Origin of the sequence: Pseudomonas sp. NPDC087626, assembly GCF_044743405.1 — a bacterium.
GTDB lineage: Bacteria > Pseudomonadota > Gammaproteobacteria > Pseudomonadales > Pseudomonadaceae > Aquipseudomonas.
In genome coordinates this window covers 15,443-33,664 of record NZ_JBIUWJ010000008.1, presented here as the reverse complement: position 1 = coordinate 33,664, position 18,222 = coordinate 15,443, and the positions used below count along the sequence as shown (strand labels likewise).

The 18,222-nt window shown below is 62.1% G+C and carries 18 protein-coding genes; 5 read left to right on the top strand and 13 right to left on the bottom strand.

Going from position 1 to position 18,222, the window contains the following annotated elements:
- Positions 1–40 precede the first annotated feature (40 nt).
- Together ACIOVD_RS08840 and ACIOVD_RS08835 are read right to left on the bottom strand one after the other, a co-directional pair.
- The gene (locus tag ACIOVD_RS08840) at positions 41–808 is read right to left on the bottom strand and encodes a YdcF family protein (protein ID WP_401127187.1); all 768 of its coding nucleotides are present in this window, start codon (positions 806–808) and stop codon (positions 41–43) included.
- Positions 809–944: 136 nt separating this feature from the next.
- The gene (locus ACIOVD_RS08835) at positions 945–1,265 is read right to left on the bottom strand and encodes a hypothetical protein (RefSeq protein WP_159998120.1); all 321 of its coding nucleotides are present in this window, start codon (positions 1,263–1,265) and stop codon (positions 945–947) included.
- Positions 1,266–1,536: 271 nt separating this feature from the next.
- Here ACIOVD_RS08835 and leuS point away from each other — a divergent pair, with 271 nt between their 5' ends.
- The 5 genes from leuS to ACIOVD_RS08810 all read left to right on the top strand — a co-directional run bounded on the left by leuS (position 1,537) and on the right by ACIOVD_RS08810 (position 7,595).
- Positions 1,537–4,143 (top strand): leucine--tRNA ligase, encoded by a 2,607-nt coding sequence (gene leuS, locus ACIOVD_RS08830; RefSeq protein WP_095166324.1) that lies wholly within the window; start codon positions 1,537–1,539, stop codon positions 4,141–4,143.
- 87 nt (positions 4,144–4,230) lie between these two features.
- Positions 4,231–4,836, top strand: coding sequence for an LPS assembly lipoprotein LptE (gene lptE, locus ACIOVD_RS08825; RefSeq protein WP_095166322.1), 606 nt, complete (start codon positions 4,231–4,233; stop codon positions 4,834–4,836).
- A 39-nt stretch (positions 4,837–4,875) separates the two neighbouring features.
- Positions 4,876–5,913 (top strand): DNA polymerase III subunit delta, encoded by a 1,038-nt coding sequence (holA, locus tag ACIOVD_RS08820; protein ID WP_095166320.1) that lies wholly within the window; start codon positions 4,876–4,878, stop codon positions 5,911–5,913.
- A 142-nt stretch (positions 5,914–6,055) separates the two neighbouring features.
- On the top strand, positions 6,056–6,211 hold the full coding sequence (gene arfA / locus ACIOVD_RS08815) for an alternative ribosome rescue factor ArfA (RefSeq protein WP_095166318.1): 156 nt from the start codon (positions 6,056–6,058) through the stop codon (positions 6,209–6,211).
- A gap of 61 nt (positions 6,212–6,272) precedes the next feature.
- Complete coding sequence (locus tag ACIOVD_RS08810; protein WP_401127184.1) at positions 6,273–7,595, top strand: lytic murein transglycosylase; 1,323 nt, start codon at positions 6,273–6,275, stop codon at positions 7,593–7,595.
- 115 nt (positions 7,596–7,710) lie between these two features.
- Here the strand turns inward: ACIOVD_RS08810 and ACIOVD_RS08805 are convergent, their stop codons facing one another.
- From ACIOVD_RS08805 to rsfS, 11 genes are all read right to left on the bottom strand, one after another.
- Positions 7,711–8,661 (bottom strand): LD-carboxypeptidase, encoded by a 951-nt coding sequence (locus tag ACIOVD_RS08805; RefSeq protein ID WP_401127183.1) that lies wholly within the window; start codon positions 8,659–8,661, stop codon positions 7,711–7,713.
- Between the two features lie 82 nt (positions 8,662–8,743).
- Positions 8,744–9,766 (bottom strand): lipoyl synthase, encoded by a 1,023-nt coding sequence (lipA, locus tag ACIOVD_RS08800; protein WP_095166313.1) that lies wholly within the window; start codon positions 9,764–9,766, stop codon positions 8,744–8,746.
- 1 nt (position 9,767) lies between these two features.
- A complete protein-coding gene (lipB, locus tag ACIOVD_RS08795; RefSeq protein ID WP_095166311.1) occupies positions 9,768–10,415 on the bottom strand; it encodes a lipoyl(octanoyl) transferase LipB in 648 nt (215 codons plus the stop codon).
- Positions 10,415–10,690 (bottom strand): DUF493 domain-containing protein, encoded by a 276-nt coding sequence (locus ACIOVD_RS08790; RefSeq protein ID WP_008152827.1) that lies wholly within the window; start codon positions 10,688–10,690, stop codon positions 10,415–10,417. The genes lipB and ACIOVD_RS08790 overlap by 1 nt, the downstream gene beginning before the upstream one ends.
- An 80-nt stretch (positions 10,691–10,770) precedes the next feature.
- Positions 10,771–11,928: a D-alanyl-D-alanine carboxypeptidase family protein gene (locus tag ACIOVD_RS08785; RefSeq protein ID WP_095166309.1), complete on the bottom strand. Its 1,158-nt coding sequence runs from the start codon at positions 11,926–11,928 to the stop codon at positions 10,771–10,773.
- A 194-nt stretch (positions 11,929–12,122) separates the two neighbouring features.
- On the bottom strand, positions 12,123–13,079 hold the full coding sequence (locus tag ACIOVD_RS08780; protein WP_371917574.1) for a septal ring lytic transglycosylase RlpA family protein: 957 nt from the start codon (positions 13,077–13,079) through the stop codon (positions 12,123–12,125).
- Between the two features lie 56 nt (positions 13,080–13,135).
- Positions 13,136–14,146, bottom strand: a complete 1,011-nt coding sequence (mltB, locus tag ACIOVD_RS08775; RefSeq protein ID WP_095166304.1) for a lytic murein transglycosylase B — start codon at positions 14,144–14,146, stop codon at positions 13,136–13,138.
- A gap of 17 nt (positions 14,147–14,163) precedes the next feature.
- Positions 14,164–15,267, bottom strand: coding sequence for a rod shape-determining protein RodA (gene rodA / locus ACIOVD_RS08770; protein WP_162530240.1), 1,104 nt, complete (start codon positions 15,265–15,267; stop codon positions 14,164–14,166).
- A 31-nt stretch (positions 15,268–15,298) separates the two neighbouring features.
- Positions 15,299–17,194: a penicillin-binding protein 2 gene (mrdA, locus tag ACIOVD_RS08765; RefSeq protein ID WP_095166300.1), complete on the bottom strand. Its 1,896-nt coding sequence runs from the start codon at positions 17,192–17,194 to the stop codon at positions 15,299–15,301.
- 10 nt (positions 17,195–17,204) lie between these two features.
- Complete coding sequence (rlmH, locus tag ACIOVD_RS08760; protein WP_003185785.1) at positions 17,205–17,672, bottom strand: 23S rRNA (pseudouridine(1915)-N(3))-methyltransferase RlmH; 468 nt, start codon at positions 17,670–17,672, stop codon at positions 17,205–17,207.
- Between the two features lie 9 nt (positions 17,673–17,681).
- Positions 17,682–18,176 (bottom strand): ribosome silencing factor, encoded by a 495-nt coding sequence (gene rsfS, locus ACIOVD_RS08755; RefSeq protein WP_095166298.1) that lies wholly within the window; start codon positions 18,174–18,176, stop codon positions 17,682–17,684.
- Positions 18,177–18,222: the final 46 nt, after the last annotated feature.

The window sequence follows — 18,222 nt, the reverse complement described above, 5'->3', positions numbered from 1 at the left end:
TGCTGGCTTGCCAGCGAACGCCTGCAAGGGGTGCAACGGGTCATCGATAAAACAACGCATACCCCGCCTGCCCCGCCGCCTCATTCAACAACTGCCCGGAGCGCCAGATCGACTTGAAGGTCGGTAGCCAGCCACCCAGTGGCTCGGCATTGGCATTGTCGCTGCCCAAAAAGCCCATTGGCGCCGGCACCACGCTCAATCCCGCGGCCTCAAAACTCCAGACACTGCGTGGCATGTGCCAGGCCTGGGTCACCACCACTACGCGCTTCAAGCCCAACGGTTGCAGCAGTTCGGCGGTGAACTGGGCGTTTTCCCAGGTCGTGCGGCTGCGCCCTTCCTGCCAGCGCACCGTGACCCCGAAATCTTCCTGCAGCGAATCGGCCATCAGCTTGGCCTCGGTCGGCGGCGTGCCGTAATGCAGGCCGCCACTGGTCAGTACCGGCAAACCCGAAGCCTTGGCCAGGCGCGCCGCATAGCGTTCACGCTCCAACGCCACGCCCGTGGGCTGGTCGGAACCCCAGGCCGGATCGCCCCGCTCACGGCCAGCGCCCAACACCACGATCACATCCGCGCGCTCGGCCAGGCTCGCCCACTCACTGCGCGCCAGCGCCGGTTCACGCTCAAGAGCCTTGGCGCCCCATTGCACCATTACCGGCAAGCTCATCAGCCAGAATCCACCGGCACCCAGGACAAAACACAGGGTTGCCAGGCGCGGCCGGGAACGGCGAAACCACCAGGCTAGCGCCAGCAGCAGCAAAAGAATGCCGGGCGGCATGAGCAGTTGTTTGACGAAGTAACGAAAAGGCATCGAGCATCTCCAAAGATGCCCGAAGCCTAAGTGGGTTGAAGTAAAGCGACAACCAAGGTGACGGACCTTTTCATCAAAAAACCATCACCGGTGACTTCATGTGCCCGCTCGGGGCGACAAACACGTACCTGATCACTTACTTGACCTGCAGGGACCGGACCTTTACCGCGTCGCTGCCAGGTGCCTTGTCTTTCAACCAGATGACTTTGGCCGAACGAGGGGCATCGTTGTGCTTCACTGCTGTTGACAAGACTCCATGCGCCTCGCGTTCACTACGGTCCAGATAAGCCTTGATCAGATCGAACTCTGCGCGGCTCAACCCGCGAAGTTCCAGTTCCAGCGGACGCTCATCACGCAACCGCCCGGCGGTCTTTACCGCGTCCAGGGCCATCCCCAGACGATCTATCAGTTTTTCGTACAACTCGGGTTGCGTAACTTTTGTTTGCGACTCAACCATCCCTCACCTCATTGAAGATAAGACCTACTCCCCAACTAGAGCTTAGCTTCGTCGCACAAACCGGCTGTGCGCCGCGACCAACGGCCCCAGCTGTGGTTAACGCGGCGCAATCAGGGTTTCCCTAGGCCGAGTACGGTCATGTATGCTACGGCGCTTCCTGTAACTCCACTTCCAGCTCGGCTGGGCATCGAAAACGCCACATGTGGCGCAATCCAGGTCCAGCGTTGCATTGAAGAGGATTAGGCCACCCCTAATCAGTTAAAAAGTAGCCATGCACGAACAATATCAGCCCCGTGAAATCGAAGCCGCCGCCCAATCATTCTGGGACGAGCAAAAGTCCTTTGAAGTCAGTGAACAGCCAGGCAAGGAGACTTTCTATTGCCTATCGATGTTCCCTTACCCCAGCGGCAAGCTACACATGGGGCACGTGCGCAACTACACCATCGGCGATGTGATCTCCCGCTACCAGCGCATGCTCGGCAAGAACGTCCTGCAACCCATGGGTTGGGACGCCTTCGGCATGCCGGCGGAAAACGCCGCGATGAAGAACAACGTCGCACCGGCCAAGTGGACCTACGAAAACATCGCCTACATGAAGACCCAGCTGCGCAGCCTGGGCCTGGCGGTGGACTGGTCGCGCGAAGTGACCACCTGCAAGCCCGATTACTACCGCTGGGAACAATGGCTGTTCACTCGCCTGTTCGAAAAAGGCGTGATCTACCGTAAAAACGGCACCGTGAACTGGGACCCGATCGACCAGACCGTCCTGGCCAACGAACAGGTGATCGACGGGCGCGGCTGGCGTTCCGGCGCGCTGATCGAAAAGCGCGAAATCCCGATGTACTACTTCAAGATCACTGCCTACGCGGATGAGTTGCTGGAGAGCCTCGACGAACTGACTGGCTGGCCGGAACAGGTCAAGACCATGCAGCGCAACTGGATCGGCAAATCCCGCGGGATGGAAGTGCAGTTCCCGTACAACGTCGATTCGATCGGCGAAGCCGGCACCCTTAAAGTCTTCACCACCCGTCCGGACACTTTGATGGGAGCGACTTACGTCGCCGTGGCCGCCGAGCACCACCTGGCTTCGCTGGCTGCAAAAAACAATCCTGAGCTGCAAGCGTTCATCGCCGAATGCAAAGGCGGCAGCGTGGCCGAAGCCGACGTCGCCACCCAGGAGAAAAAAGGCCTGCCAACCGGCCTGTTCGTCGAGCACCCGCTGACCGGTGAAAAACTCCCGGTCTGGGTCGCCAACTATGTGCTGATGCACTACGGCGATGGCGCGGTAATGGCGGTGCCGGCCCACGACGAGCGTGATTTCGAATTCGCCCACAAGTACAACTTGCCGGTTAAATCGGTGGTGCGTACCAGCGCCGGCGAAACCAACCCGGCCCCGTGGCAAGACGCCTACGGCGAGCACGGTACGCTGATCAACTCTGGCGAATTCGACGGCCTGGATTTCCAGGGCGCGTTCGACGCCATGGAAGTGGCCCTGATCAAGAAAGAACTGGGCGCCTCGCGCACCCAGTTCCGCCTGCGCGACTGGGGCATCAGCCGCCAGCGCTACTGGGGCTGCCCGATCCCGATCATCCACTGCGAAACCTGCGGTGACGTGCCAGTGCCGCAAGATCAACTGCCGGTCGTATTGCCCGAAGACGTGGTACCGGACGGCGCTGGTTCGCCATTGGCGCGCATGCCTGAGTTCTACGAGTGCAGCTGCCCGAAATGCGGCGCACCGGCCAAGCGCGAAACCGACACCATGGACACCTTCGTCGAGTCGTCGTGGTACTACGCCCGCTACGCCTCGCCGCACTTTGAAGGCGGCCTGGTAGAAAAATCCGCGGCCGACCACTGGTTGCCGGTTGACCAGTACATCGGCGGTATCGAACACGCCATTCTGCACCTGCTGTACGCGCGCTTCTTCCACAAGCTGATGCGTGACGAAGGCCTGGTGAGCTCCAACGAGCCGTTCAAGAACCTGCTGACCCAGGGCATGGTGATCGCCGAGACGTACTACCGTCGCGAAGCCAACGGCGCCTACACCTGGTTCAACCCGGCGGACGTCGAGCTGGAGCGCGACAGCAAGGCCAAAGTGATCAGCGCCAAGCTGATTGCCGACGGCCTGCCGGTGGAAATCGGTGGCACCGAGAAGATGGCCAAGTCGAAGAACAACGGCGTTGACCCACAGTCGATGATTGACCAGTTCGGCGCAGACACCTGCCGCCTGTTCATGATGTTTGCCTCGCCACCGGACATGAGCGCGGAATGGTCCGACTCCGGCGTCGAAGGTTCGCACCGCTTCCTCAAGCGCGTCTGGCGCCTGGCGCAAGCGCACATCACCCAAGGTCTGCCGGGCAAAGTGGACGTCGCCAGCCTGAACGACGAGCAGAAAGCCATTCGCCGCTCGATCCACCTGGCCATCAAGCAGGCCAGCCACGACGTCGGCCAGAACCACAAATTCAACACTGCCATTGCCCAGGTGATGACGCTGATGAACGTGCTGGAAAAAGCCCCGCAAGGCACCGCACAAGATCGCGCCCTGGTTCACGAAGGCCTGGAAACCGTGACCTTGCTGTTGGCTCCGATCACCCCGCATATCAGCCACGAGCTGTGGCATCAACTGGGCCACGCCGATCCTGTGATCGACGCCGGCTGGCCAGTGCAGGATGACAGCGCTCTGGTCCAGGACAGCTTGACCCTGGTTATCCAGGTCAACGGCAAGCTGCGTGGCCAGATCGAAATGCCGGCCAGCGCCACCCGCGAAGAGGTCGAAGCTGCGGCGCGCGCCAACGAAAACGTACTGCGTTTCGTCGACGGCCTGACCATTCGTAAAGTGATCGTGGTACCCGGGAAACTGGTCAACATCGTCGCCAGCTAATTGGAGCAGGTGCCAGGCCCGGCCTGGCACCGAACAAAACCTTTCGGGCGCCATAGCGGCCCACATGGTTTCAAGGGGAGCAACAAGATGATCAAACGCAATCTGCTGGTGATGGGCCTCGCTGTCCTGCTGAGCGCCTGCGGTTTCCAGCTGCGCGGCACCGGTACTACCGCACTGGCAATCAAGGAACTCGACCTGAGCGCACGTAACGCCTATGGCGAAACCGTGGTCATGATGCGCCAGGTATTGCAAAGCAGCGGCGTCAACGTGGTTGCCGGCGCACCGTACAAACTGGTGTTCACCGACGAACAGACCACCCAGCGCAGCCTGAGCTACTCCGGTGCCGGGCGGACCGCCGAGAACGAACTGACCACGGTGCTGAACTACCAGATCGTTGGCCAGAACAACCTGTCGCTGATCAGCGACAAACTGCAGGTGCAGAAGGTTGTCATGCACGATGGCAGCAACATCACCGGCTCCGTCCAGGAAGAAGACGAAGCCCGCAAGGAAATACGTCGCGACCTGGTGCAGCGCATGATGTTGCGCCTGCAGCAACTGACTCCGGCCCAGCTGGATCAACTGCAGCAGACCGCTGACGCCCGCGCCAAGGCCGAAGCCGATGCGCTGGAAGCGGCGCAACAGACTGAAGCGAACACCCCGCGCCAGTCGCCGCTGCAAGTCCCTGCCGAGTAAGTCTTACGGGGCGCCTGTGCGCCCCGTTTGCCCCGCCCTATGAAACTCGCCCCCGCCCAACTCGCCAAACACCTGCAAGGCGCCCTCGCGCCGGTCTACATCATCAGCGGCGATGACCCGCTGCTCTGCCAGGAAGCCGCCGACGCCATTCGCTCGTCTGCCCGCCAGCAAGGTTTTGATGAACGCCAAGTCTTCAGCGCCGATGCCAGCTTTGACTGGGGCACGCTGCTGCAAGCCGGCGCCAGCATGTCGTTGTTCGCCGAAAAACGCCTGCTGGAGCTGCGCTTGCCGTCCGGCAAACCGGGGGACAAGGGTGCCGCGGCCCTGATGGAGTACTGCTCGCGTCCGGCCGAAGACACCTTGCTGCTGATCAGCCTACCCAAGCTCGACGGCAGTGCGCAGAAAACCAAATGGGGCAAGGCCCTGGTCGAAGGCGCGCAGACCCAGTTCGTGCAGATCTGGCCGGTGGACGCCAACCAGTTGCCGCAGTGGATTCGCCAACGCCTGTCCCAGGCCGGACTCAGCGCCAGCCAGGATGCCGTTGAACTGATTGCCGCCCGCGTCGAAGGCAACCTGCTGGCAGCCGCCCAAGAGATCGAAAAGCTCAAGCTGATGGCTGAGGGCGGGCAGATCACGGTCGAAACGGTGCAAGCGGCCGTGGCCGATAGCGCGCGCTTCGATGTGTTCGGGCTCACCGATGCGATTCTCAACGGTGAAGCCGCCCACGCCCTGCGCATGCTCGAAGGCTTGCGTGGTGAGGGCGTGGAACCACCGGTGATTCTCTGGGCCCTGGCCCGCGAGCTGCGCCTGCTGGCCAACCTGTCGCTGCAATACAGCCAGGGCGTGCCGCTGGACAAAGCCTTCAGCCAGGCCCGACCACCGGTCTGGGACAAACGCAAACCGCTGATGAGCAAGGCCCTGCAACGCTACTCGGCGCCCCGCTGGGCGCAACTGCTGCTCGAAGCGCAACGCATCGACGCGCAGATCAAGGGCCAGGCCGCGGGCTCACCATGGATGAGCCTCAGCCGCCTGTCCTTGCTGATGGCCGGCCAGCGCCTGATGCTACCCGCCGAGTAATCTTGTAGCAGCTGCCGCAGGCTTCGCCAGCGGCTACAAAACGTCCGGGCGCGAAAGGTCCTACATAATGTAGGGGCTAGACAGTTCCCTCACTTCAGCCGATGATTCGCCCCGCACCACCCACCCCAGGAGTACACCGCCCATGAGCAGAAAACAGCGGCCCAACAAGGCCAAATCCATCGTCGCCCAGCCATTGTTCCGCAGCCGCCAGGAACAACCGGCCAAGGGCAAAGGCAGCTACCGCCGCGAAGCCTTCCAGTCTAAAAGCTGGGAGGCTTCTTACTTTCTGGCCGCTTGAAGCGCAGCACCCCCTCGACATGTTAAGGTCGGCACCTGATTCGTATTCTCTGGACCTGTGCATGCCCTTTAGTATTTCCCGTCGTTGGCACCTGCGCCAACTGATCGCTGCCACAAGCCTCGTTCTGCTTGTCGCCTGCGCGGAAAAACCAACCGCCGCCGACGCCCAACCGCTTCAGACCATTCCTGTCCCGACTGCCCCGGCCATTGTCCCGCCGGTGGTACCGACCGGCGACAATCTCGAGATCCAGCCGACCCAGACCTTCGAGCAATGGCAGGCCAACTTCCGCAAGGACGCGCTCGCCGCCGGTGTCAGCCCGAGCCTGTTCGACCGCGCCTTTGCCGGCGTCACCCCGGACATGAGCGTGATCCGCGCCGACCGCAGCCAGCCAGAGTTCTCCCGTCCGGTGTGGGAATACCTCGATGGCGCGCTGTCAGCCTTGCGCGTGCGCCGCGGCCAGGCGCTGCTGGAGCAATACGCCGAGACCCTGGGCGCGATCGAACAGCGCTACGGCGTCGATCGCCAGGTACTGGTTTCCGTCTGGGGTATGGAAAGCAACTTCGGCAGCTTCCAGGGCGACAAGTCGGTAATCCGCTCGCTCGCGACCCTGGCCTACGAAGGCCGGCGCCCGGGCTTTGCCCACGCGCAATTGCTGGCCGCGCTGCAGATTCTGCAACAAGGTGATATCACCCCCGAGAAGATGCTCGGTTCCTGGGCCGGCGCCATGGGCCAGACCCAGTTCATCCCGACCACCTACAACACCCACGCCGTGGACTTCGATGGCGACGGGCGCCGCGACATCTGGGGTAGCCCGGCCGATGCGCTGGCCTCCACCGCTCACTACCTGCAAAGCTCTGGCTGGCAGAAAGGCCAGCCGTGGGGCTTTGAAGTCGAGGTGCCGAGCAGCTTCAACTACTCGCTGGCTGACGGAGCGATTCGCAAGACCGTCGCCGAATGGACGCAGCTGGGCGTCAAGTTGCCCACCGGCGCCAGCGTGCCAGCCGGCTCCGAGCAACTGTCCGCCGCCTTGCTGCTGCCGGCCGGTTACCGTGGCCCGGCGTTCCTGATCCTCGATAACTTCCGCGCAGTGCTCAAGTACAACAACTCGTCGTCCTACGCCCTGGCGGTCAACCTGTTGTCCGAGCGCTTCAGCGGTGGCGGCCGGATCAACGGCGAATGGCCCAAGGATGACCTGCCGCTGAGCCGTTCCGAGCGCATTGAATTGCAGAATCTACTGAGCACCCACAACTACGACGCCGGCAACCCCGACGGCATCATCGGCGCCAATACCCGCAAGGCTATCCGCGCGGCACAACAGTCGTTTGGCTGGCCGGCGGACGGCTACCCGACGCACAAGCTGCTGGACGCCTTGCGCAGCCGTTAAGAACATCGCGAGCAAGCCGCAAGCGGGCCGGGCGGCGCTCCGCTTGCCAGGGATAGCGGTGGGTCAGGCGCCAGCGATGCTGAATGTACCGGCCCCATCGCGAGCAAGCTCGCTCCTACAACCTGACCACCACATCCTGTTCCAGCACCAGGCTCTTGCCCCCCGCATCCAGCGTCACCAGGGCGCCCATCGGCAAGCTCAGGTTCGGGTCGCAATGGCCGCTGCGCCAGCCGGCCAGTACCGGAATCGCGAACGGCGCGAAAGTCTGCTTGACCAGGCGTGCCAGGGCATCGCTTTCAACTCCCGCCACATCCCCCACCAGCACCCCGCGCAAGCGGCTGAGTTTGCCGGCCAGGCGCAGGTGCGTCAGCAACCGGTCGATGCGATACAGCGGCTCGTTGATGTCTTCGATGAACAGAATGATCCCGTCGGCGTCGATTTCGAACGGCGTGCCCATGGTGGCGGCGATCATCGACAGGTTACCGCCCAACAGTCGCCCCTGGGCGATGCCTGGCTCGATGGTCGTCAATGGGTAGGCCGCCGGGTGCGCCAGCCGACTGCCGGCCGTCAGTTGCCCTCGGAGCAGGCTGAACAACGACGCCTCGGTCGGCGCTTGTTTGCCCCCCAGCAGGTCGGCATTGAGCATTGGCCCGTGAAAGGTGACGAACCCCGCATAGCGGCTGATCGCCAGGTGCAAGGCGGTGATGTCGCTGTAGCCGACAAACGGCTTGGCATGCCGGCGCAGCAGCTCGTAGTCGATCCGGTCGAGCAGGCGCGGGCTGCCATAACCGCCGCGCAGGCACAGGATGGCGTCGATGGCCGGGTCACTGAACGCCTGGTGCAGGTCATTGAGGCGCACCTCATCGCTGCCAGCCAGGTAACCGTCCTTCTCCAGGACCCCGGGATAGATCTTCAGCGAGTAGCCGCGCGTGCGCATCCAGAGCAGCGCCTGTTCGGTATCCAGGGCCGCCGGACCTGCTGGCGCAATCACTGCGATGCGGCCCGCAGCGGGCAACGCCGGTACGGCGGTATGTGGCGCAACAATGGCGGTAGAGCGAGTGGTCATCCGTGATTCCTCCCTATGACCCGATTAAAAAAAAGCCCGCAAAGCGCTAAACCTTGCGGGCCCTTGGTCTTTCACACAGCGATCAGGACGACATCAGCTCGGCCTTGACCAGCTTGGCCTGCTCGTCCGCGTGGTACGAGGAACGCACCAGCGGGCCGGAAGCGACGTTCTTGAAGCCCATCTTGTAACCTTCCTCGGCGAACCAGGCGAAGGTGTCCGGGTGCACAAAACGCTGCACCGGCAAGTGGCTGCGCGACGGTTGCAGGTACTGGCCCAGGGTCAGCATGTCGATGTCGTGTTCGCGCATGCGCTTCATGACTTCGATGACTTCTTCGTCGGTTTCGCCCAGGCCCAGCATCAAGCCGGACTTGGTCGGAATGTGCGGCATCATCTGCTTGAATTTCTGCAGCAGGGTCAACGACCACTGGTAGTCCGAACCCGGGCGCGCGGCCTTGTACAGGCGCGGCACGGTTTCCAGGTTGTGGTTGAACACATCTGGCGGCTCGGCCGCGGTGATGGCCAGCGCCACGTCCATGCGCCCACGGTAGTCGGGGACCAGGGTTTCGAGCTGCACGTTCGGCGACAGCTTGCGGATCTCGCGGATGCAGTCGGCAAAGTGCTGGGCACCGCCGTCGCGCAGGTCGTCGCGGTCGACCGAGGTGATCACCACGTACTTGAGTTTCAGGTCGGCGATGGCGATGGCCAGGCTTTCCGGTTCATTGACGTCCAGTGGTTTCGGACGGCCGTGACCGACGTCGCAGAACGGGCAACGACGGGTGCAGATGTCGCCCATGATCATGAAGGTCGCGGTACCGCCCGAGAAGCACTCGCCCAGGTTCGGGCAGGAGGCTTCTTCACAGACACTGTGCAGCTTGTGTTTGCGCAGCAGGGCCTTGATGCGGTCGACTTCCGGGGAAACCGGGATACGCACGCGAATCCAGTCTGGCTTCTTGGGCAGTTCGGTGGTCGGAATGATCTTTACCGGGATGCGTGCAACCTTCTCGGCGCCGCGCAGCTTAACGCCGGCTTCAACCTTGGCACGCGGGGCCGGACGCTCGGTGACATCCAGCGTCGGGATCATGGTTTGCACTGCATCAGTAGTCATATCAGTCGATTCCGCCCGTTAGGGTCGTCTGCTCAGCATAGTCGAGGTGTTTGACGAGCTGCGCGCGCAGCCGGGCACTTACCTCGGCAAATTCTATCGGCCCTGTATGGTCACGCAGCTGAGTCATTGCCAGCCCGGCGTAGCCACAGGGGTTAATCCGTCGGAACGGCTCAAGGTCCATATCCACGTTCAGGGCCAGGCCATGAAAGGAACAACCGTGGCGGATCCGCAGTCCCAGCGAGGCGATCTTTGCACCGTTGACGTAGACCCCCGGTGCATCCGGCTTGGCCACGGCGCTAACACCATAGCTGGCCAGCAACTCGATCAGGCAGCGCTCCATCCGGCTGACCAGGTCCCGCACGCCAAACCCCAGCTTGCGCACATCCAGCAGCAGGTACGCGACCAACTGCCCCGGGCCGTGGTAGGTCACCTGGCCGCCGCGGTCGACCTGCACTACCGGGATTTCCCCCGGCAGCAGCAGGTGTTCGGCCTTGCCGGCCTGGCCCTGGGTGAATACCGGCGGATGCTCGACCAGCCAGATCTCGTCGGCACGCTCGCTGCCACGCTCGTTGGTGAAACGCTGCATGGCCTGCCAGACCGGCTCGTAAGCCAGCTGGCCGAGCTCGCGAAAGCCCAGCGGTGCGGTCATCACAGCACCATGTGCACGAAACCGGTAGCCCGCAGCTCGCTATTGATGTCGTAGAGCTGTTCCTGACCGGTGGCAATGATGTGCAGCTGGATGGTCGTGTATTTGCCATTGGTACTCTGGCGCTCGGCCAGGGTCTTGTGGTCTACGGTGGCGTGCTTCTCCAGGATCGCAATGATCTTGTCCTTGAAGCCCACCCCGGTATCGCCGATCACCTTAATCGGGTAATCCGCGCAAGGGAATTCGATCTTTGGCGCCTTTACTTCTGTATCTGTCATGGCGTAACGGCCTCGTAAGCCGTGGCAACGGACATGGCCCCGCTCCAGGTCGGAACGGGGCCATGCAGGTCCACACTAAATCAGTTGAACAAGCCGAAGAAGAATAGACGGATGCTATCCCACATGCGGCGCAAGATACCACCCTCCTCGACGGCGTCCAGCGCGATCAGGTCGGCGCTGTGCACCACCTTGTCGTCCAGCTTGACTTCGACTTTACCGATCACGTCGCCCTTGGCGATTGGCGCGATCAGTTGTGGGTTCATGGTCATGCTGGCAGCGAGCTTCTTCAGCTGGCCTTTCGGCAGAGTCATGGTCAGGTCTTGGGCCAGGCCAGCCTTGACCTGGTTGGTGGTGCCCTTCCAGACAGGAGCCTGGGCCAGCTCGGCGCCTTTTTGGTAGAACGTCTGGGTTTCGAAGAAGCGGAAGCCGTAGGTCAGCAGCTTCTGGGTTTCGGCTGCACGCGCGGTGTCGCTGTTGGTGCCGAACACCACGGAGACCAGGCGCATGCCATCACGTACCGCCGAGGACACCAGGCAGTAGCCGGCTTCGTCGGTGTGACCGGTCTTCAGACCGTCGACGGTCTTGTCGCGCCACAGCAGCAGGTTGCGGTTAGGTTGCTTGATGCCGTTCCAGAAGAACTCTTTCTGCGAGTAGATCGCGTAGTGAGCCGGGTCTTCGTGGATGATCGCGCGTGCCAGGATGGCCATGTCATGAGCCGACGAGTAGTGCTCTGGGTTTGGCAGGCCGGTCGGGTTCATGAAGTGGCTGTTGGTCATGCCCAGGTCAGCGGCAGTCTTGTTCATCATGTCGGCAAACGCGTCTTCGCTGCCGGCGATGTGCTCGGCGAGCGCAACACTGGCGTCGTTGCCCGACTGGATGATGATGCCGTGCAGCAGGTCGCTGACCGACACCTGCGAACCGACCTTGATGAACATCCGCGAACCGCCGGTACGCCAGGCGTTTTCGCTGACGGTCACCGGATCGTTTTCACCGATCTGGCCACGACGGATTTCCAGGGTCGCGATGTACGCGGTCATCAGCTTGGTCAGGCTGGCCGGCGGCAGACGTTGGTCACCGTTGTTCTCGACCAGCACGTTGCCGCTGCTGGCGTCCATGAGCACGTAGGCCTTGGCGGCCAGTTGTGGTGACGACGGCATCATCTCGGCCGCGAAAGCGGACGGCGAGAGGAGCAGCGGGACTAGCAGGCACAGGCGTTTGGCAAAGGTGGTGATGTTCATCCGTCTCTCGAAATCGCTAATGGAAACTGCCCTCGCGGGCAAAACTAATCTGACAACCTTCGCGGCACGGGCCTTGGGGTTGTCGCGTGTTCAGTTGTTCACTCACTGACCCTTGCCGGGCTTTTGTTGTACTACGAGCCAACAACTCAGGTTCACCCCCCAATACTGCAAGCGAACCTTGAATCAGGTGTTACTTACTCGGCCGTGACCAGGCTCGGCGAACCGAGATTGGCCAGGCGCACGCTGTTTTGCACTTGCGTAATCTCACCCGGCGAACCGATAGGCCCCAGGCGAACCCGGTGCAGGGTCTGCTGATTGCGCACGATAGAGCTGATGAACACCGGAGCGCTCACCATCCCGCTGAGCTTCGATCTCAGGAGCTCTGCAGCGTCCGGGTTGGCGAACGCGCCCACCTGCAGATACTGGCCAGAGGCTGGTACAGAAGCGTTTTTTTTAGCGTTGATCTGCATCGGCACGACCGCTGCCGCGTGCTGCTGTGGCGGCGGGGTCCATTGCTCGACCTTGCCGGTCGATGCGGTGATCACCGGCCCGCTGTTTTGCGCGACCTGTGGCTCATTGAGCATCAACGGTGCTGGCCGGCCCTTGGCCGCCCACCACTCTTGCGGGTCGATGCCTTCGACCTTGACCCGCGCGGTACCGGTTTCGGCATAACCGAGTTTCTTCGCGGCGGCGTAGGACAGGTCGATGATGCGGTCGGAATAGAACGGCCCACGGTCGTTGACCCGCAGCACCACCGTGCGCTTGTTGTCCAGGTTGGTCACGCGAACGTAGGCAGGCAACGGCAGGGTCTTATGCGCGGCACTCATGCCGTACAGGTCATAGACCTCGCCATTGGCGGTGTTCTGGCCATGGAACTTGGTGCCGTACCAGGACGCCGTCCCTGTCTCGACATAACGCTTGGACTCGGGCATCGGGTAGTAGGTCTTGCCCAGCACTGTGTAGGGGTTGGCCTTGTAGGACCCGGTGTGCAGGGTTGGCGTGGCGTCGGGAATGCGCGACACATCGACATCCCACCACGGCGCGCCGTCCTTGTGAGCCCGGTTGATGTCCAGTCCCGGCGTGGCGCGGACAGCGGGCGGGGCTTTCTGCGGTTGCGGCGCACGGCTGGTCGAACAACTGACCATGAGCATCGACAACGCGGTGAAAGCCACCAGCTTCAGGGGTTTGCGGATTGGCAATGCCGGCATTACTTGACGCCCCGTGCTTGGACCAGCTGTTCAGACAACTGATGTACGGCCATGGCGTACATCACGCTGCGGTTATAACGCGTGATCGCGTAAAAATTCTTCAGGCCCATCCAGTATTCAGGGCCATTGTCGCCTTCCAGACGAAACGCGGTGACCGGCATATCGTCGCGCAGCGCATCATGACTCGACCAGCCCAGCGCTCGCAACTCCCCGACGGTTTTCGTCGGTTCGATCCCGGTGGTCAGGCCCTGGTCGACCTGATCGCCCCGCACTTCGGCGAGACTGACCACCGGCTGCCCGGCTTCCCAGCCGTGACGCTTGAAATAGCTGGCGACGCTGCCGATGGCATCGTCGGCGTTGGTCCAGATATTGATGTGGCCGTCGCCGTCGAAATCCACCGCATAAGCCCGAAAGCTGCTTGGCATGAATTGCGGCAAGCCCATGGCGCCGGCGTATGAGCCTTTGAGCGTCAGTGGATCGACCTGCTCTTCGCGCGCCAGCAACAGGAACTCACGCAACTCCTTGCGGAAGAATTCGGCACGTGGAGGGTAGTCGAAACCCAGGGTCGACAAGGCATCGATTACCCGATAGTTGCCGGTATTGCGGCCAAAGAAGGTTTCGACCCCAATGATCGAGACAATCACCTGGGCCGGCACGCCGTATTCCTGCTCGGCACGGGCCAGCACTGCCTCATGCTGACGCCAGAAGTCCACGCCGCGGGCAATTCGTGCATCGGTGAGGAACATCGGGCGATATTCCTTCCATTGCTTGACCCGCTCGGCAGGCCGCGAGATGGCATCGAGAATCGCCTGCTTGCGCTGGGCTTCACGGAACACGCCCATCAGCTGTTCGCCGGCAAAACCATAGTCGCGGGTCATCTCACCGACAAATTCGGCCACTTGGGGCGAGCCTTCATATTCGCCGGCCAACGCCATGGGCGCCGTGCCAAGGATGCTTACCAGGCCGACCCACGGAGCGTATCGAGTCGCCCAGCCACGCATTACTTGCATTGAACTCTTCACCTTATTCAAACCTGCGCGATCCACTTACGATGGGTATGGATCGACATCAAAACCCCAAACGCTGACAGCAGCGTCACCAGCGAAGTTCCGCCGTAGCTAATGAACGGCAACGGCACCCCCACCACCGGCAACAGGCCACTGACCATACCGATGTTGACGAAAACGTAAACAAAAAACGTCATGGTCAGCGCGCCAGCCAGCAATTTGCCAAACAGTGTCTGGGCCTGGGCGGTAATCACCAGGCCGCGGCCAATCAGTAGCAGATAGATCAGCAACAGGGCGCAAATGCCCACCAGGCCGAACTCTTCGCCCATCACCGCGATGATGAAGTCGGTGTGGCTTTCCGGCAGGAAGTCCAGGTGCGACTGGGTGCCCAGCAGCCAACCCTTGCCAAATACTCCGCCGGAGCCGATGGCGGCCTTGGACTGGATGATGTTCCAGCCAGTGCCCAGCGGATCGCTCTCCGGGTCGAGGAAGGTCAGCACGCGCTGCTTCTGGTAGTCGTGCATGACAAAGAACCACATGGCGATCGCCACCGGGACCGTGGCCGCCAGCACACTGATGATCCAGCGCCAGCGCAGGCCACCCATGAACAGTACGAAGGCGCCACCGGCAAGGATCAGCAGCGAGGTACCAAGGTCCGGCTGGCGCACGATCAGGATGAACGGGATGCCGATCAGGATCAGGCTGACCCCGACGTGCTTGAGCTGCGGCGGCAGTGTGCGCTTGGCCAGGTACCAGGCGATGGTCGCCGGCATGATGATCTTCATGAACTCCGAGGGCTGGAAGCGAATCACCCCGGGAATGTTGATCCAGCGCGTCGCCCCCATGGCGTTGTGGCCCATGATGTCGACCACGATCAACAGCACCACGCCGAGCACATAGCCCAGCGGCACCCAGCGCGCCATGAAACGTGGCTCGAACTGGGCGATGATGACCATCGACACCAGGCCGATGCCGAACGAGGTGGCCTGCTTGGCCAGCAGGTCCCAGCTCTTGCCGCTGGCCGAATACAGCACGAACAGGCTGCCGGCCGCGAGGATCAGCAGCAGGATCAGCAGCGGACCGTCGATGTGCATGCGTTGCAACAACGTCGCGCGGCGACGCATCACATCCTCGCTGGAGAGAATGCGATCAAAATTACTCTTCACGGGCCGTAGCCTCCGCGGTATTGGGGCTGGCGAACTCGGATTTGAGCCGGCCGTCCTGGTCCAGGAGCCAGGCGTCCATGATTTGACGCACCACCGGCGCAGCGACGCCGGAGCCGGACTCGCCGTTCTCGACCATCACCGACACGGTGATTTTCGGGTTGTCGGCTGGCGCGAACCCGACAAACAAGGCGTGGTCGCGGTGGCGCTCCTGCACCTTGGAGCGGTCGTACTTCTCACCCTGCTTGATCGCGACCACCTGGGCGGTACCCGACTTGCCGGCGATCCGGTATTGCGCGCCGATCGCTGCTTTGCGCGCCGTGCCGCGAGCACCGTGCATCACCTGCTGCATGCCATGGTTGACCCGGTTCCAGTCCAGCGGATCACGCAGGATGATGTCCGGCATCGGGTTGTCGTCCACCGGCTTTTCGCCTTCGATGGTCTTGGCCAGGTGCGGACGAATCCACTTGCCCTTGCTGGCTACCAGTGCCGTGGCCTGGGCCAGCTGCAACGGGGTGGACTGCATATAACCCTGGCCAATCCCCAGGATCAGGGTTTCCCCCGGGAACCAGGCCTGGCGGCGGGTGGCGCGTTTCCACTCGCGGGACGGCATCAGCCCCGGCGATTCTTCAAACATGTCCAGCGAGACCTTCTGGCCGATGCCGAACTTGCCCATGTAGGTCGACAACCGATCGATCCCCAGCTTGTGGGCCAGGTCATAGAAATAGGTGTCGTTGGAACGCATGATCGCCGTGTCGAGGTCGACAAAACCGTCGCCGGAGCGGTTCCAGTTACGGTATTTGTGATCGTAGTTGGGCAACTGGTAATAGCCCGGGTCGAACACCCGCGAGGAGGCCGTCACCACCCCGGAGTCCAGGCCGGCAATCGCCACCGCCGGCTTGATGGTCGAACCCGGTGGATACAGGCCACGCAGCACGCGGTTGAACAGCGGCCGGTCGATGGAGTCACGCAACTCGGCATAGGCCTTGAAGCTGATACCGGTGACGAACAGGTTCGGGTCGAAACTCGGCTGGCTGACCATCGCCAGTACTTCGCCAGTGTTCGGGTCCAGCGCCACCACCGCGCCACGACGGCCACCCAACGCCGCTTCCGCCGCCTCTTGCAGCTTGATGTCCAGGCTCAGGACGATGTCCTTGCCGGGAATCGGATCGGTGCGCTTGAGTACCCGCAGCACCCGGCCTCGAGCGTTGGTCTCGACTTCTTCGTAACCGACCTGGCCGTGCAACTGGGGTTCGTAGAAACGTTCGATACCGGTCTTGCCGATATGATGGGTGCCGCTGTAGTTCACCGGATCGAGGGTCTTGAGCTCTTTTTCGTTGATCCGCCCCATGTAGCCCACCGAGTGCGCAAAGTGCGCACCCTGGGGGTAATGGCGCACCAACTGCGCAACCACTTCGACGCCTGGCAGGCGGAACTGATTGACCGCAATACGGGCAATCTGCTCCTCCGTCAGCTCGAAGAGGATCGGCACCGGCTCGAACGGCCGACGCCCCTGGCGCATGCGTTTTTCAAAGATCACCCGGTCCTCGGGCGTCAGCTGCAGTACCTCGACGATCACATCGAGTACCTGCTGCCAGTCGCCGGAACGTTCGCGGGTCATGCTCAGGCTGAAGCTGGGCCGGTTGTCGGCAATCACCACGCCATTACGGTCGAAGATCAGGCCGCGCGTCGGCGGAATCGGCTGAACGTGGACGCGGTTGTTTTCCGACAGGGTCGAGTGGTACTCGTACTGGATCACCTGCAGGAAATACAGCCGCGCAATCAGCACGCCGATCAGCACCACCACTGCAATTGCCCCGAACACGACGCGGCCACGCACCAGACGGGCGTCTTTTTCGTGGTCCTTGATGCGGATCGGCTGGGACATGAGGGCAGAGCTACTTGTGGTAAGGGTGGCCGGACAGAACAGTCCAGGCACGGTACAGCTGTTCGCCGATCAGGATCCGCACCAGCGGGTGCGGCAAGGTCAAGGGCGATAACGACCAGCGCTGATCGGCCCGCGCACAGACTTCCGGCGCCAGCCCCTCGGGGCCGCCGACCATGAAGTTCACCGTGCGCGAGTCCAGGCGCCAGCGATCGAGCTCTACCGCCAGTTGCTCAGTGCTCCACGGCTTGCCATGGACTTCGAGGGTGACGATGCGCTCGTTCGGCCCGACCTTGGCCAGCATGGCTTCGCCTTCCTGGCGAATGAAACGCGCCACGTCAGCATTCTTGCCCCGGGTGTTGAGCGGTATTTCCACCAGTTCCAGCGCCAGCTCGGACGGAAGACGCTTGGCATATTCATGCCAACCTTCTTCCACCCATTTGGGCATGCGTGAACCGACGGCGATCAGTCGCAGTCGCACAGCGATCCCTTATAGCTGGTCTTTGTTGAGCTTGGTGAAGTGCTCATGGGTGTTTTCCGGGCTGTGGTGCGCGGCGCTGGCCGAACGGCTTTGCTCGGCACCGGCCCACAGGCGCTCCAGGTCGTAGAACTGGCGTGCCGAGGCGGTCATCATGTGCACGATGACATCGTCCATGTCCAGCAGGACCCAGTCGCTGTCGCCCTTGCCTTCTTCGCCCAGCGGCTTGACGCCCTGTGCCTTGACCGCTTCGCGGACCTTGTCCAGCATCGCGCCGATCTGGCGGTTGGAGGTACCGGTGGCGATGATCATGAAGTCGGTGATGCTCTGCTTTTCACGAACGTCGATCACCTGGATGTCCTGGGCCTTGACGTCTTCCAGGGCCGCTACGGCAACCTTGACCAGCTCTTCGCCGGCCAGGATCACGCCAGTGTGTGCCTCTACTGGCAGCGGGGCGCTCTTGAACGTGCCTTTACGCTTTACTTTGGTTTGGTCTTTGTCAGTCATATAAAACTCGTTTTGCTCGTATGTTCGGGCGCATCAATACACGTTG